The sequence below is a fragment of the Acetobacter sp. DsW_059 genome (assembly GCF_002153695.1).
Taxonomy (GTDB): domain Bacteria; phylum Pseudomonadota; class Alphaproteobacteria; order Acetobacterales; family Acetobacteraceae; genus Acetobacter; species Acetobacter thailandicus.
The window spans coordinates 110,310-125,538 of record NZ_JOPI01000002.1 but is presented as its reverse complement, the minus strand read 5'-3'; the positions used below and the strand labels follow the sequence as shown (position 1 = coordinate 125,538).

Below are 15,229 nucleotides of genomic sequence, written 5' to 3'. Positions count from 1 at the left end.
CATATGATATTATAAGGAAATTTCTGAAGTATTCAAAAAAGGTTTTGACCCTTCAGATATACAGTCACTGGCAGGTAACAAATTGTGTAAAATATATTGTACCCGCTGATTTAAAACAAAAAACCAGGCTTCACGCTGAGGATCATCAGGCAGATACGGAGGCTTTGGCAACTGACTGTAAAGCTGCTCTGTGCCCTGCCCGTCACTGACCCATTGTGCAAAAGTATCAAACCAGTTTTTTAGTTTCTCCATATGACCAAAAGCATCATCACTCACCGGCACATAAATATCAGCGAGAATTGCGACGGGCACGGCCAGCATCTGAATATGTGTGATGATACGGGTATCAATCTGACACACACCATCTGTATTTCTGATACCTGAAAGCTCCATCGGGGCATTTGCCATAGAGCTGCGTACTGCAGCCAGAGCCTTACCAAATTTCTCGCGTTCAATCTCCTGGGCTATATCAACCAGTTTTTCAGGATTACTGCGACGACAGATAACAAGGTCGCCAAGACCGCGTATTGCACTTACTAAATGACGACGAGCTCTGTCGGTCACACTTACAGGCCAGAAAAGTGTTGCAATAATATATACAACCACATTACCGATCAGAATACCGACAACACGATCACGTCCTGCTTCCATATCAAGCGTGGGGCCATAGCCGTGTAGCAAGGTCATAAAATAGGCCAGTGCAATCTGTACTCCTGCATAAGAAATGCGCGGACTACCACTCTTCACCCATCCGGCGAGAAACGTTACGGGAATAATGGCCAGCAAAAGGTCAGTGCAATCTGTCATATAAGGCATAAACACCAGAATCGTCATAATGCCCGATGCTGCCCCTATCAGTGCCCCGATAACCCGCAAAATCATTTTGTGAACACTATCTCCCAGCGTCTCAAGAGAAACAAGAAAGCAGGTCACAACACATGTCTGAATACCGGGCCATGACGTAAAACGTGTGATGGCATAACAAACAGATACTGACAGCGCGATACGCATGGCCGCCTGCGTATATGCAGGATTAGTAAACGCATCGGGTTTAAAATAAGCACGGGCAGCTGCTTTTACATCAGGTGCAAATTCATGCGCTGAAACATCCGGCTTTAATAACAAAGCTCTTATTAAAGTCAGGCAACGAGCCATTTCGAGCGCCAGAGGATAGTAAAGAGAATCGTCACGAAAAACTTCTGCCTGTGCAATAAGATCTGTTGTTTCGCTCTCCAGTGCAGGAAGAAAAACTTTACGATTGCGCAGCACATCAGCACAAAGACCGGCCAGACAGCTTATATCTCGCGTAAAATCTTTATTATGGCCAGAATATAAACGCGACCATTCAACAAAAATCATAACCAACCGCGCCATTGTACGAATTATGGCGATACCTGTACGATGTCGTGGCAACTCAGGATGAAGTCGCGCTGTCAGATCATGTGCCTGCCTCAGTCCGGCAACACCCTCTGCGGCAAACCTGTTGACCGCAGACAAACCTTGTTTTTTTTGCACAGGGTCATCACTGCATGCACTGACAATAGCACTCAGTCGGCCGGCAAGGCCTGAACGTAGAGCAACGAGAGGATCATGCCCCGCAATTTTATTAATAAAAACAAGAAGAAAAAGGGCTATGAGAAATAATACGCCAATCCATAACAAAAGATGCAATATCGCTTCCTCTGGCGGCATAAAAATACTATCCGGCACCACACTATCTGTTGTGTTACCAACATAGCCATCAACCAGACTACCTGCTGACTGTAACAGATCAGCATTCATCGCCATATATACGATCCAGAAAAGTAAAATATTCAGGAATGGCCCCATTGTTGCAGCCTGCGATAAAAAACCGGCCCCCAGTGTCAGCAACAACATACATGGCAGTCTGATTGCAGGTTCAGACAAACTCATCATCAGCAAAACAATTGTCAGGCCAGTACCCACAATCATCGTCAGCCCGCCCATAAGAGCAGTGCTCGCATTAGATGCGGCATCATTCCCTGAAAGGAAAAAACTAATAACAACCAGAATAGGCAGTTCGGGCACACGAAACGTTTCACCAATTATAATGGTGAGCATCGCCTGAACTAATAACAGAAGCGTATTACGCAGGCGCCCTGGTGTGGGTGCCATCTCCGCCAGTAAAAGACGTATTTTCTGAGGCGGATCTCCCTCATCAATCTGTGGCGGCAGCAGTTGCCCATGTGCTCCTGACGGGCTCATGGCATAACAACCACAACAACCGTAGCACCAATACGCATGAGCTGTTCTGGTGGGTTATCGAGCAAAATACGAACTGGAAAACGCTGTGCAATACGCACCCAGTTCAGTGTACGCGGCACTTTAGGCAAGCCATCTGCAACCGTGCCCTCATCTGGCACAACCCCGGCATTAAGGCTGCCTACCACACCATAAATCGGCTGATCTGGCTGAGCCATCGCGTATACTTTGACCTTCTGCCCCACTTTAAGGGCGGCAAGCTGCGTTTCACGAAAATTCGCAATAGCCCACCAGTGCTCACTATCTATCAGCGTAAAAACAGGCTTGCCGACAGAAGCATATTCCCCCGCAGCCGTGGTCAGGCTGGTCACAATACCATCACATGGAGCACGTACCGTTGTCAGGCGCAGGTCACGCCGGGCATTACGTAAAACTGCCTGCGCTGCGGCAAGGTCCGCCTTTAAAGGCGCAACACTGCGTACAGCCTGCCGTGAGGCCAGCGCAGAACGCAGAGCCTGCTCAAGGCCGGCCTCCGCGGTTTTTGTTTCTGTGCGGGCCTGATCCCGTGCTTCGTGTGTTACAAAACCCTGGCGGCTCAGAGGCTCAAGGCGGCTCTGTGTCATTTTAGCCAGTGCAAGGCGTGCGCGGGCGCTGGTTACACTGCTGGCCTCAGCCTCAGCATGTGCAAGCTGAGAACTGACCTGACTGGTCTGCACATCGATCTGAGCCTGCAGGCTGTCAACCTGAGCCTGGGCCTGCTGCACCCGGTATTCGTAAGGTTCAGAATCAATAACGAACAAAACCTGATTGCGTCTGACATACTCGTTATCTCGCACCGACATAGAAACGATGCGCCCGCTGACCTCAGGTGCGAAATGAATAATATCGGCGGTCAGATAAGCATCTTCTGTACGGGGGCGGTGATGGAGACGATTCAGAACTAACAGTCCGAGAACCACGCAGCTGAACAACGACAGAATAAGCAGAGAGACGCCCCCTGCTCTTACCGGAGAGAATTTAAAGCGTGCCATGATTCAATGCCCAAAAATCAAAAGCCAGGTAAGAAAAGTAGCCGCCAGTGCAAAGGCGATATAAGTCAGAACAGGCACCGGCACTGCCTCATTGACCCCGAACGCCCCGATAACGGCGCGTAATAAAGCTGAAGCCACAACCCCGAAGACACCGCAGAGCATCCAGGATGGAAAAAAAGAACCAAGGACATCCTGTAGCGGTGCCCGGCTGCACCCACTAAGCAAAACAGGCATCAGACAAAGAAAATAAGGCTGATAAGAAGATTTCTGATATTTCACGACCGGATTACTCAAGAACAGGTTGATTAGCCCTGAGGGCAAAGAATTTGAAATACAGGATAAATAATAGTTTGTTTGCAAGTCAACTAAATTTATAGCAGCGATATCCTGCAGCAGAGCCCCACACGGTCTGATCAGGCAAATATATCCTTCACTCTGCATATGTGATGGCATGCCTCTCCTTCTGATGCTTTTATAAAACGTAAAAAATTTATAGGGTTTCAGTTCGTTATCCAGCGAAAGAGAAAAATAATGAAACTCGTCAAAACAACATTAGCCATAGGCGTATTAACTTTTTATGGCTGTCTTTCCTCATATGCGGCTGAACCTGCTATCGTCCTGGATACCGCACAAATTCCATGGCAACCCGCTCCGGCAGATTTCCCCTCAGGAATCAAAATCTCTTACGTTTATGGTAACCCTGCCCATAAAGGTCCTTTTGTTATCAGAGTGTGGATGCCACCTCATTCAGCCATTGCCCCACATACGCACAGCATGGACGAAACACTGACTGTCGTTTCAGGTCAGTTCACCCATTATGTTGGTAAAACATACGACACCTCTGAAACAAAAGAACTAACAGCAGGTGGTTTTGTACATCTGCCAAAAAATATACCGCATGCTCTGCGCACAACAGACCATGAAGCTATTGTCGAGGTTGTCGGTGTCGGTCCCTTTGGTATGACCTATGTCAACCCGAAGGATAATCCTGCAGCCTCCTTAAAATAATAGCCTGCCTGACAATCAGATACAGCTGAGCTTTGACGCTCTCCTTCATGTGATGCAGCTGATAAAAAAAGCTGCATCACCGCTCCGGCTAAGCCAATCAGCTACTCAGATCCTCACCGAACACGCACCAATATATAAAATAAATAAGATGTAATAAATTTACCTCTTTTTGTTAAGACGTTGAACTGATACCTCACCGATAATAAGAATGAATCGCATTTGCGTTTATCGGTAGGATAATCTTGTGATACGCCACCATATGACCTGTTTCCGGTCGCTTCTTTTGCTCGCATCAACCTCCCTCACGATCGGTGGCAGCATGTCAGCTGCCTGTGCAGCTGAGACCGCACCTGTTCAGTCAGTAGCTGACAGCACCATAAAGAAAAAACACTATTACAAAAAAAATCTGCATAATAAGGCAGCACATTCTGCGCAGGCACACCATAAACACAAAACTGACGAGAGTATTCTCGTGCGAGGAAACCACTGGGAGAAAGGCAGCTACACCGCACAGGAAACCAGTGCCTCTACCGGCCTGCCACTGAGCCTGCGCGAAACACCACAAACTGTGACTGTGCTGACACGCCAGCTTATGGACGATCAGCAGATCAACACACTCGACGACGTTCTTACCACCACTCCAGGCGTTACCTCTTATGCCAATGATAACGCTGGCAGGACCACTTACCGCGCCAGAGGGTTCGATATAACAAACTATAAAATTGACGGTATGCAGGTCGATGCCACAACAAGTTTTGGTGGTGTTGGCTCATCAATGAACATGGATTTATATGACAACGTCCAGATTGTTCGTGGCGCAAATGGTCTGCTGGGCGGCACAGGCGACCCGTCAGCCACCATTTACCTGCAACGCAAAGCACCACAAAAATATTTTTCAGCTAATAGCCTGCTCAGACTGGGTAACTGGAACGAGCACCGCGTTATGGCTGACCTGAATGCTCCGCTGAACCGTTCGGGCTCCATCCGCAGCCGTTATGTCTTTTCGTGGGATGATACTGACACCTTCAGGGTGCGTGAGCATGTAAATCGTATTGGCGCTCTGGCCAATTTCACAGCCGATCTTTCTTCCCGTGACAGTCTCAACTTCGGCTTTCAGTATGAAAGAACCCGTAATGACGGCGCCTCATGGGGCACTAACGTACCGATCTGGTATGCTGACGGCACAAAAACTCATCTGCCACGCAGCACGAACCCTGCTGCGAAATGGAGTCAGGCTACACGCGATCAGTATACAGCTTTTATCGACTATGATCATGATTTTTCACATGGCTGGCACCTGAAAGCAGGGTATATGCGCACTCAGGGCAGCTCTTACAATAATCTTGGCGTAGCAAAGATAAATAATGCGGCAAAAAGTCAGGGAGGATATGCCGGTTTCTGGAATCAGGATGGTTCAGGAGCTTATCTGAACGCACTGCATGCAGAATATGAAGATGCACGTGATAATGCTGACGTACATGTTTCAGGGCCATTGCATCTTCTGGGGCGCACACATCAGCTGGTCTTCGGGTTTAACGGCTATAATGACGAACTGACACAATACACGTTTAGCAAAGCACTGGGCAACTGCTCCATTGCTGGTGTTACCCCATATTCCGGCTGTCAGTACAGAGCAACCGGACTGCCTATTTCCAACTGGCAGACATGGGACGGTTCATATCCCAACTTTGTCACACACCGCACAAAAGCACGCGAAGTCGATGTAACGCGTAATTATGGCGCTTATGCCTCAGGGCATTTCATTCTGGCTAAGGGTCTCTCTCTTATTCTTGGTGGTCGCATAAGCAGTTATCAGGCTTATACAGGCACATATAACAAAGCCAATCAGTATTCAGGCTCAACCAGTACCGGGCAGGAAAATGCTGTACTGACTCCTTATGCTGGTATGGTCTACGATTTTACGAGAAATATGTCTGTTTATGGCAGCTATACAAGTATATATACGCCACAAACCAGTTTACGAGATGAAAATAACAAACCACTCAGCCCTGTACAGGGTAAAAGTTATGAAACCGGTTTAAAAGGTGAATTTTTTAAAAAACGGCTGAATACATCTCTCGCTTTTTATCTTAATCGTCAAAGCAATGTTGCACAGGCAACAGGGGCAACCAACCTGACGACAGGCGAGGCCATTTATGAATCCGTCAATGGCGTCAAGACAGAAGGAATTGATTTTGATGCCTCCGGCCAGTTACTCCCCGGCTGGAATGTCTTTTTTGGTTACAGTTATCTTTACGAAAAAGGATTAAGCTACCGTCAGGATCCGCATCACCTGGTACGCTTTAGTACGACTTACACCTTTCCAGGGAAAATGCATCATCTGACCATCGGCGGAGGCATTTCAGCCCAGTCAAGCACACAATGGACAACAAACCCGGGCCGTCCGCTCGGCAATGGCAAATATGACAAATCAAACCTGACAGTCAGAGGTTATACACTTATCAATATTATGGCGCGTTACCGTATTAACAAATGGCTTTCTGTTGCAGGGAATATAACCAACCTCACAGACAAAACCTATGTCCGGCAGGCCGGGTTTTATGATGGTATGATTTATGGTGAACCCAGAACCTTCAACTTTACTATAAGAGGTCACTACTGAAACCAGGCAATCAGGGACTGACCTGCATGAAGTCAGCCCCTGATGATATTCTTACTGCACTACCAGTAATGCCAGACTTTCTGGCGGCAGGACTATTATATTACCTGTAGCATGCACAGCTATTTGCTGTGCTTCAGGAATATGCGCCGCATTAACAAGAGCCTGCGTCTGCACATCTGTGGGCGTCGCAGGACGGTTCATCGCATTGTAAAGATCCTGTGGTGTACCATGATGCTCATCTATAATGACAAGAGATGCTGTTTTCATTTTCAGCCCCTGCAAATCAAAGCTCATAACTTTTTTCTGATCATGGCTGCGGTTCCACAATGCAAGACTGATACCCTGATTGTTATTACGCGTTGCCAGAATATCTGAATTTTGTGGTGACACGGGCAAACGCATATCACCCAACTGATGCAGTAAAGCAAAAGCATTAAAAGCAGGTTTAGGTATACCGCGTGAGCTTAGTAAACCATAAGCGCCCGGCAGTTCACGATCGGCCACACCCTGCTCTTCAAAATCATCAGAAAAAGTCCAGTAAGACATGATTGGTGCCAGACCATCACAATCGCGGATCGTTTCAGCCAGCCAGGGAGAAATCCAGGAACGTTCTGCCGTACCATTCTTCATATCCCAGTCAGCACCAAACTCCGAGATATAAAGCGGCAGGCGGTGCAGAGATGAACGGGTGAGCGTTGCCCGTGCAACGCGCGTAGCATCGCATACAGTATTACCTGTATTTTCAGGACTTTTAGGAAGATTCAGCAGATCTGGCGGATCATTGGCATAAATATGCGTTGAGATAAAATCGACCGGCACGTGATAACGCACAACATGATCAATAAAATCACCCACCCAGTGAATAGCTCCGGTTGACGGACCACCAACCTGCAAAGCAGGATCAACGGATTTTATTGTTCTTGCCGTATTATCATAAAGGGCGAAATAACTCTCCATACGCGGAGAACCTACCCATGTCGCCTGATCCGGCTCGTTCCAGACCTCAAAAGGCCATTTACGAACTTCATCTTTCCCATATCTCTGTTCAAGGTGTGTCACAAGCGCACGAATCAGATCATTCCACTCCTCCATATGTGCCGGGGGAGTGACATTGGCACGATACCACAACGCACCTTTACTAAAATCAGTTACTGGTTTAGGCGGCTCTGAGGCAGTCATATTCATCAGAGGTTCGAGGCCACTATTGCGCCGCAGGAGGTCACTCCCGATCAGGCTCGGCATAAATGACAGCTCAACATAAGGACGAATATGTAACCGCAGAAGGTTATCATACACAGCATCAAACTTATGAAAATTATAATGCATATGACCCTGTGTATCAGGAGTCATAATACCCATACTGTCATCCAGAATACCGTGAAAACGTACGTATCGAAAATCTGTTGCTTTCTTAGTGGCTTTTGCATTTTCGACGTAAGAGTGTGTCAGAACCAGGTCTGCTCTGCCAGAGCCGAAAGCCTGCTCCCAGAAATGAGGAAACGGTTTACCGGCTGCTGTCGTATAAATTACAACAGAAGAAGATGAAGCATTCTCTGCCTGCACAGACTGTGGACGGCAAAAAAATGCAACGGCAAAACATGCGGTAATGATAGTCGAAAAATGCAACGAAAAAGCTCCCATCACCAAAAAGCATATGAATAATATAAACGAATAAAAATCAAAAAACTCATATGGCTATCGTCATCTTTTGAAAGATAAAAGTGACATATGATATTTATTCCTAAAGCAGGGAATTATTGATTTTTATTCGCACCATTATAACTATTAAAAATGTCTTTTTTCAGTTTTTTATATTAAAATTATTTATTAATATAAAAAACCAAACATTCTGAATTTATCAGATTCCCTCTGCCTCTTTACGTGCACGATTAAGTGCCTCAGCAAGGCGGGCACGTGTTGCCTGCCCCATACGGCTCATGCCACAGGCACCCCGCATACGTGAAATGGCCTCATCATCTGAACAGTCTGTTGCTATTGCCAGGCTGGCAAGGTCGACCAGCGCTGCCAGAGGCACCTTAGCCGGGTCAACCGGCTTTTCCATTGTAAGATTTTTAAAAGGCAAACGAGAGGACACAGGCAGGCGAGGCGACCAGATGAACACTCCGGCCTCATCTTCCGTTCGTTCAAATAACGCTGGTATAACACGCTGAATGCGCTCACGTATCTCCCGGCCAGCACGGGCAAAACCATGCTCTCTGGAAATATGCTGGATAAGGATATCCTCACGAATGACCCCTGCTTTATCTACTGCCTGTATAACAAGCTGTTTTAAAACGGGATCATACTCAGCCTGAAAAAAACTGGCGCCATCGGCTATGACACTGTCAGATGGCAATGAAACAGTAGCCGCAGTTTCACTGGCATATAAAGGTTCCGATATTTCGGAAGAGGCACACATATCAGCCGGAGCCTCTTCAGCTATACCTGATACCAGCAAAGCATCGTCAGCCGCTTTCTGGTCACGTTCAGCCTGCTCTGCACGCTGGCTGCGTAATTCTTCAAGCTTTTTTCTGAGCACAGCATCAATTCTCTCCGCTTCACGTGGCGCATTTGTCCACCAGTCCGTTGACCAGATACGCAGAATAGTCCAGCCCAGATTCTCGAGCACGGCCTGACGCAGCCTGTCACGATCACGCGCTGTAGCACTGCGATGATACGTCGCACCGTCACATTCGATACCAGCGAGGAAGGCACCCGGCAGATCAGGGTCAACAACACCGAGGTCAATACGAAACCCTGAGACGCCGATCTGTGTTGCGATATGCCAGCCTTTTGCTCGCAGCATTGTGGCAACCTGCACCTCAAATACGCTGTCATATCCGCCAACCGATCCCTCATGTGCACCGGCAAGAGCTTTTGTACCACGCTCAGCAAACAAAAGGAAACGACGCAAGTCATGTACACCTGCGGCCGATGTCCGTTCCGTCGCAATCTGATCGCCGCGCAATGACCCGAAAACAATAAGTTGTTCACGCGCTCTGGTAATCGCCACATTAAGACGACGCTCACCACCATCACGGTTCAGCGGTCCGAAATTCATCGAGATCTTTCCTGCCGCGTCTGGGCCATATGTCAGCGAGAACAAGATAATATCACGCTCTTCACCCTGAATATTTTCAAGGTTTTTAACCAGCAGAGGCTCTGACGCTCCTTCTCCCGTGAAACGCTCGAGTGCCGGATCTTTTCTGACCTCAGCCTCAAGCAGCTCAGTAATCAGCTTTTGCTGCTCACTGTTAAAAGTCACGACGCCAACGGAGCGATCAGTGCCATCACGCATAATCCTGACGGCTTCTGCCACGACCATACGGGCTTCTGTCGGGTTTGTGTGTGAACCTCCTCGCCCTGGTTCATAAACCCCCTGTGACACAAAACGGAAAGACACTGCCTGGTCTGTCGTAACCGGCGCGGGAAAGGTCACCAGCCCTCCGCCATAATAAGTCTGATTTGAAAACGCGATCAGACTTTCATGGCGGCTTCTGTAATGCCAGCCGAGACTAACAGATGGCACACCTGCCCCCAGACACTCATCAAGAATGGAATCAAGATCCATCATTTCATCGGGGAACAGATCGTCCTCCCCGCCACGCCCCGCAGTAAAAAAGTCTGTTGGTGGCAGCTGCTTAGGGTCTCCCACCACGACAACCTGCCGACCCCGCCCGATAGCACCTATCGCATCCCAGGTTGTAATCTGAGAGGCCTCATCAAAAATCACCAGATCAAATGGCTCTGCATGAGGCGGCAGATACTGAGCAACCGACTGGGGGCTCATCATCAGGCACGGAGTTAATGTACGCAACGCACCAGGCATTTTTTCTGCCAGCCGGCGCACAGGTAAATGGCGCTTCTGTTTTGCAATTTCATGGGTCAGAATTTTATATTCCGGGTCATGCCGCCTTTCTGCCTCGCCTGGAATTTTACCAGCAAGCCGTGCCCTGATCAGTTTAACAGAAAGCTCTTTCTGTCTTTCATCAAGCTCACGAAAGCGCTGAATACGCCCTTCATGCGTGGCAGCCACAAACCCTTTCAGCACCTCTGAATTACTAATGGCGTGCATCATCCACCAGCGTGCGTAATTCGCTTCAAACACAGAAAAAATCGTCTCTCGCGCCACAAGTCCCTGCTCAATAGCGCTTACTAACGGTGCGAGACCAAGCTGCTCTGCCTGATGACGCGCCTGCTGCCACGAGCACCAGTCTCGCATTTCGCGCGAGGCCTCTTGCCACCCCTCCAGCCTGACACGAAGGAGCTCAGGCCAGTGCGGGTCGGCCGGGTCAGCCAGAGTCGCGATAACACCAGCACTCCGTTCTGCCAGCTCTTCCATTACTGCCTTCAAAGCCGCGAAGGCAGACTGATAAGCTGTAAGTGCCTGATAAATCGTCCCCCCAGGAGACAAAAGATCACGCCCCTCCGTCAGCAGATTTTTTAGTGACGTGCGCGCCGAAAGAAGAGTGGCTGTATCGTCTGTACATCCACCCAGACAGGCCCTGACCATCTGCCCCCACCGGAAAGCAGCAGTAATCTGTTCAAAATCAGTCTCTGTACCACGCCATAAAGCCCCGATCTCCGCTTTATAGGAAGCCGCATCAAGACGAGTGAAAATCTCCTCCCGTTCAACCAGCTTTTTAAGGTCACTTTCACAGTCTTCAGGCAGGTCGAGCGCATGCTGTGTAAGGCGCTTACGCAGTGCTTTGTGCCCCATAGAGCGAGACAGCAGCCACTTCTCATTAAGAGCACGCCACTCATTCAGCAGCTCAGCCAGAGGCAGCGTTTTTATACTCTCTTTCCAGCGGGTTTTCAGATCATCAGAAAGAGCGTGATAACGGGCAACATTCTCTTTTTCAGCCTGCACCGTATCATGAATATCCTGAGCATTTTCACTCAGCCCCCACCCAGCAATATCAGACTGCAACAAATGGGCACACAGCACTTCAATGCGGCTGAGCCGTTGCAGCGATAAATTACCTGGCTCAAGGGACAGCTTTTCAAACACTCTCTCAGCCGCTGTGCAGGCAACTGTAAGTGCCCCCAGTGTTTTACTCACTGCATCAAGCAGCCCTGCCTCCCACAGAGGAGACCAGTTCGTCTGCTCCATCCCGACCAGACGAGGTGACGTGGCAATGTCACCAATACGCTCGTATAAGACAGCCAGATCTTCAACAGTCTGCACCAGTCTGTCATAATCCTGCTCTGAATGAATATCAGCATTCGGCCATGAGAAAAGAATATTCTGTACTGACGCCTGATCAGCACGCAGACTGACACCAATCCCTCTGTAAGGCGTCCAGCCATTACGACGCGGTGTATGCAGATCGCGTACATAAGCATTCAGCTCATTACGAAGAGTATCAACTTTTTGCTTTACCTGGGCATAGTCACCGTCCTGAAAATCCTCAAGGACAGCCTGCGCCGCCTGAAACTGCTGTAATACCTCCATTTTACTGGTTTTGGGCGAAAAGAGATCAAGGCAGAACTCCCCTATACCCAACTTCACCAATCGTGCTCTCACAACCTCCAAAGCGGTACGCTTTTCAGCCACAAACAGCACAGTACGCCCCTGTGCCAGGGTATTCGCAATGATATTACCTATCGTCTGACTTTTACCCGTACCTGGCGGGCCAATAAGCACAAAATTCTCACCCGCCGCAGCACGGGCAACGGCTTTAAGCTGCGACGAATCAGCCTCCATCGGGCAGACAAGATCAGCCTCCGCCAAAGCTGTATCCAAGTCATCATGACCATCAAACCCGACAGCCGGCCCGCTCTCACCTGTCTTACTCTCTTCCTTCACACCATTAAGCAGGCGGCTGGCCACATCATTAGCTGCCAGCTGGTCACGTCGCTCGAGCAGATCTTTCCACATCAGAAATTTCGAAAAACTCAGCGTTGTCAGACTTACATGATCGCGAATTTCCCACCCGGGAATATGCAGCAGATGCAGGCGAAAAATCTCGAGAATTTTCGTAACATTAAGCCCGGCATCATCTTCGGGCAGCATGTCAGGTTCAAGTTGCGGTATACGAATATCGTAGTCTGAACGGAGCATCTCAAGCAGCGTTGCGTTAATACGCGGCTCATCACTATGCGCACGTAATGTCAGCGGAGATTTAAGGCTGACACGCTCGAGACTGACAGGAACCAGAATAAGTGGCGCCAGATAAGGCTTTGTTTTATCCTGCGGCACCCAGGCTACGGCACCGATGGTAAGAAACAGCACATTAGAGCCGCCTTCCTGCTCGGCGGCTCTCGCCTGACGATACAGCTCAACAAGAGCATTCTGCAGGGCATCATTCTCACGCTGCACTATCAGCTCGTGTCTGTTCAGTGCTTCCAGAGCATAAGCGCGCAGGGTTTCTTCATGATGTCGCTGCTGATGGATATCCTGATTGCGCGGATCCTGAGCATCCATAAAGCCGGCAGAAGAAACAAAACGCAGAGGCTTTGTCGTGCCACCTACCCGCATATCAGCCAGAATATCTTCAAGTTTTTCAGGAGCGGGACAGTCAATTTTAATCAGCTGACGGTCAGACTCCGGCAGCCTGAGCAGGCGGTTACGTCCGGTCATGTCAAGCAGACGGTTACACCAGCGCTGCACCCGATCTGCCGGGCGGTCAGGCAGCCTTTCCAGCTCTTTCTCTTCGCGCAGCACAGGAGCGGCTTCGAAAACGGGCTGCTCTGCCATATCGGGAGTAACAGCATCCTCCCCGTCAGCCGCCTGAGAAGAAACCAGTGTTGAAAGCGGCCTGATACGACGCAAACGCGCACGATAGATATCAATAACAGCGCGAAATGCCTCATCATCATCGCTGATATTACGCAGTGTACTTTCACCACGCTCACAAGCCACAGAGAAGCCAGGTTTCTGCGCCGCTGTGACCAGAGTGGTTTCAAACACACGCAAATCATCAAGTTTCAGACGATTGCGTATACCAGGCAGGTCCTGCACGACAGAGGTCATAGCATCCTGCCCTGCCAGCCACAGACCAGCAAAAGCGTGCCCCTGGGTCAGAACAATCACTGGCCTCAGGCCAGCAGCTTCAAGGCAGGCCGCAAAAAGCACTGTGGTATCGAGGCAGGTGGCAAGTCGCTCGTCATATATCTGTGCAGGCAGGCGAATACGCTGACCACTTTCAACAAATGATGCCGGCGGGTTAACATATGTCAGATTAAGCCCGCATACTGCACACCATATAGCCTGCGCCTGAGCCCAGACCCGGGCTTTATCGCCCTGATATCCTTCAAGTGACGGTGACTGACCTGCTTCACGTAAAATATCAGAAGCACTGCGCAGAACACGGGCGACAGCAGGGTCATTAGGTAGCACAAAAGCTGCCAGAATATCAGGAAGCCCTGCCAGCCCCCCCCACTCATTACGTGCAAGAATACGAATATCATGCGTGGTTTCTGTCAGAATCTGACCATCAGCCCGGGCTGTCAGCGTAATTGTTGCCCGCGAGGCCTCAGTCTGTGCAGCGAGCAGCGCACCGTTCAGCGCCACGTCACGGTCAGGCAGCATATACAACTGCTGCGCCCTTACCTGCTGAAGATGCCAGGTGCGCGGCATAAGAAAAGCCGGATCGCAGCTAAGGGTTATGTCAACCTGCTGATAGTCATGGTACGTGGTATTATCAAAAATCAGCTCTTCGAGAACAGGCACGCTGTTCTCCCACAGGCTTGCATTCATTGCATCCTGCACTCTGACTGTAAGAGCCGGAGCCGGGACAGGTGGAGCTATATCAGCATTTTCAGAAATCTGCTTATGCTCAGTGTCCACCGCCAAGTCTCCTCTGCACGATATATGTTTATGGTGCTGTAACAAGGCATGTCGACAGCACCATAAAGAAAATAGTCAGCGCACATTATAGAGAATTGTCTCAGACTGACCATAGCCAGCGGCAGATAACACCTCAGAGACTATCACACCCCAGAGCCAGCGCCCCGGCCATAGCACATTCTTCATCAAGGTCAGCGCTGGCACCCCCAACCCCGACAGCCCCCAGCAGCTTGCCATGACGCAGCAAAGGCACCGCCCCTTTTGCGTAAATCATATTATCCCCTTCGAGCGATGAAATACGGTTCATCACAACTGAAGCGGGCGGAATGTCACCACTTTTGCACCGTGTTGCTGCTGCTGTCAGAGCTTTGCCCTGGCAGCCATATATGCTGGCCCAGTTTGACTGATCCATCCGGGCAAATGAAACCAGTCTGCCGCCTGCATCACACACCGCTACACACACATCTATCTTCAGCTCTTTTGCACGTAACAAAGTCGCTGTCAGGGCTGTTTGTGCCTCATCAAATGTTATCATCTTATTTTCCTTAACAG

General features: G+C 49.3%; 8 protein-coding genes. 2 read left to right on the top strand and 6 right to left on the bottom strand.

Annotation, left to right across the window (positions count from 1 at the left end; translation table 11 throughout):
• Positions 1-9: 9 nt before the first annotated feature.
• From HK25_RS00820 to HK25_RS12905, 3 genes are read right to left on the bottom strand one after another with little or no spacing between them, the layout of a single operon-like run.
• A complete protein-coding gene (locus HK25_RS00820; protein ID WP_086634983.1) occupies positions 10-2,226 on the bottom strand; it encodes an FUSC family protein in 2,217 nt (738 codons plus the stop codon).
• Positions 2,223-3,254, bottom strand: coding sequence for an HlyD family efflux transporter periplasmic adaptor subunit (locus tag HK25_RS00815; protein ID WP_086634982.1), 1,032 nt, complete (start codon positions 3,252-3,254; stop codon positions 2,223-2,225). The genes HK25_RS00820 and HK25_RS00815 overlap by 4 nt, the downstream gene beginning before the upstream one ends.
• Positions 3,255-3,257: 3 nt before the next feature.
• Positions 3,258-3,533: a YtcA family lipoprotein gene (locus HK25_RS12905; RefSeq protein ID WP_158092795.1), complete on the bottom strand. Its 276-nt coding sequence runs from the start codon at positions 3,531-3,533 to the stop codon at positions 3,258-3,260.
• 252 nt (positions 3,534-3,785) lie between these two features.
• Between HK25_RS12905 and HK25_RS00805 the strand changes: the two genes are divergently transcribed.
• Entirely contained in the window at positions 3,786-4,262 is a 477-nt protein-coding gene (locus HK25_RS00805) for a cupin domain-containing protein (protein ID WP_086554712.1), read from the top strand.
• 244 nt (positions 4,263-4,506) lie between these two features.
• Entirely contained in the window at positions 4,507-6,885 is a 2,379-nt protein-coding gene (locus HK25_RS00800) for a TonB-dependent siderophore receptor (protein WP_233127548.1), read from the top strand.
• A gap of 51 nt (positions 6,886-6,936) precedes the next feature.
• On the opposite strand, the gene HK25_RS00795 is transcribed toward HK25_RS00800, so the two are convergent.
• From HK25_RS00795 to HK25_RS00785, 3 genes are all read right to left on the bottom strand, one after another.
• Positions 6,937-8,526, bottom strand: a complete 1,590-nt coding sequence (locus tag HK25_RS00795; protein ID WP_086634980.1) for a GH39 family glycosyl hydrolase — start codon at positions 8,524-8,526, stop codon at positions 6,937-6,939.
• Between the two features lie 217 nt (positions 8,527-8,743).
• Positions 8,744-14,677 carry a DUF3320 domain-containing protein gene (locus HK25_RS00790; protein ID WP_233127546.1) on the bottom strand — a complete coding sequence of 1,978 codons (5,934 nt, stop codon included), beginning with the start codon at positions 14,675-14,677 and terminating at the stop codon, positions 8,744-8,746.
• A 133-nt stretch (positions 14,678-14,810) separates the two neighbouring features.
• Complete coding sequence (locus tag HK25_RS00785) at positions 14,811-15,212, bottom strand: heme-binding protein (protein WP_086634979.1); 402 nt, start codon at positions 15,210-15,212, stop codon at positions 14,811-14,813.
• Positions 15,213-15,229 lie beyond the last annotated feature (17 nt).

Coding starts and splice junctions, on each gene's coding strand:
- HK25_RS00820 (WP_086634983.1), bottom strand. CDS start 2,226: ATGAGCCCGTCAGGAGCACATGGGCAACTGCTGCCGCCACAGATTGAT.
- HK25_RS00815 (WP_086634982.1), bottom strand. CDS start 3,254: ATGGCACGCTTTAAATTCTCTCCGGTAAGAGCAGGGGGCGTCTCTCTG.
- HK25_RS00805 (WP_086554712.1), top strand. CDS start 3,786: ATGAAACTCGTCAAAACAACATTAGCCATAGGCGTATTAACTTTTTAT.
- HK25_RS00795 (WP_086634980.1), bottom strand. CDS start 8,526: ATGGGAGCTTTTTCGTTGCATTTTTCGACTATCATTACCGCATGTTTT.
- HK25_RS00785 (WP_086634979.1), bottom strand. CDS start 15,212: ATGATAACATTTGATGAGGCACAAACAGCCCTGACAGCGACTTTGTTA.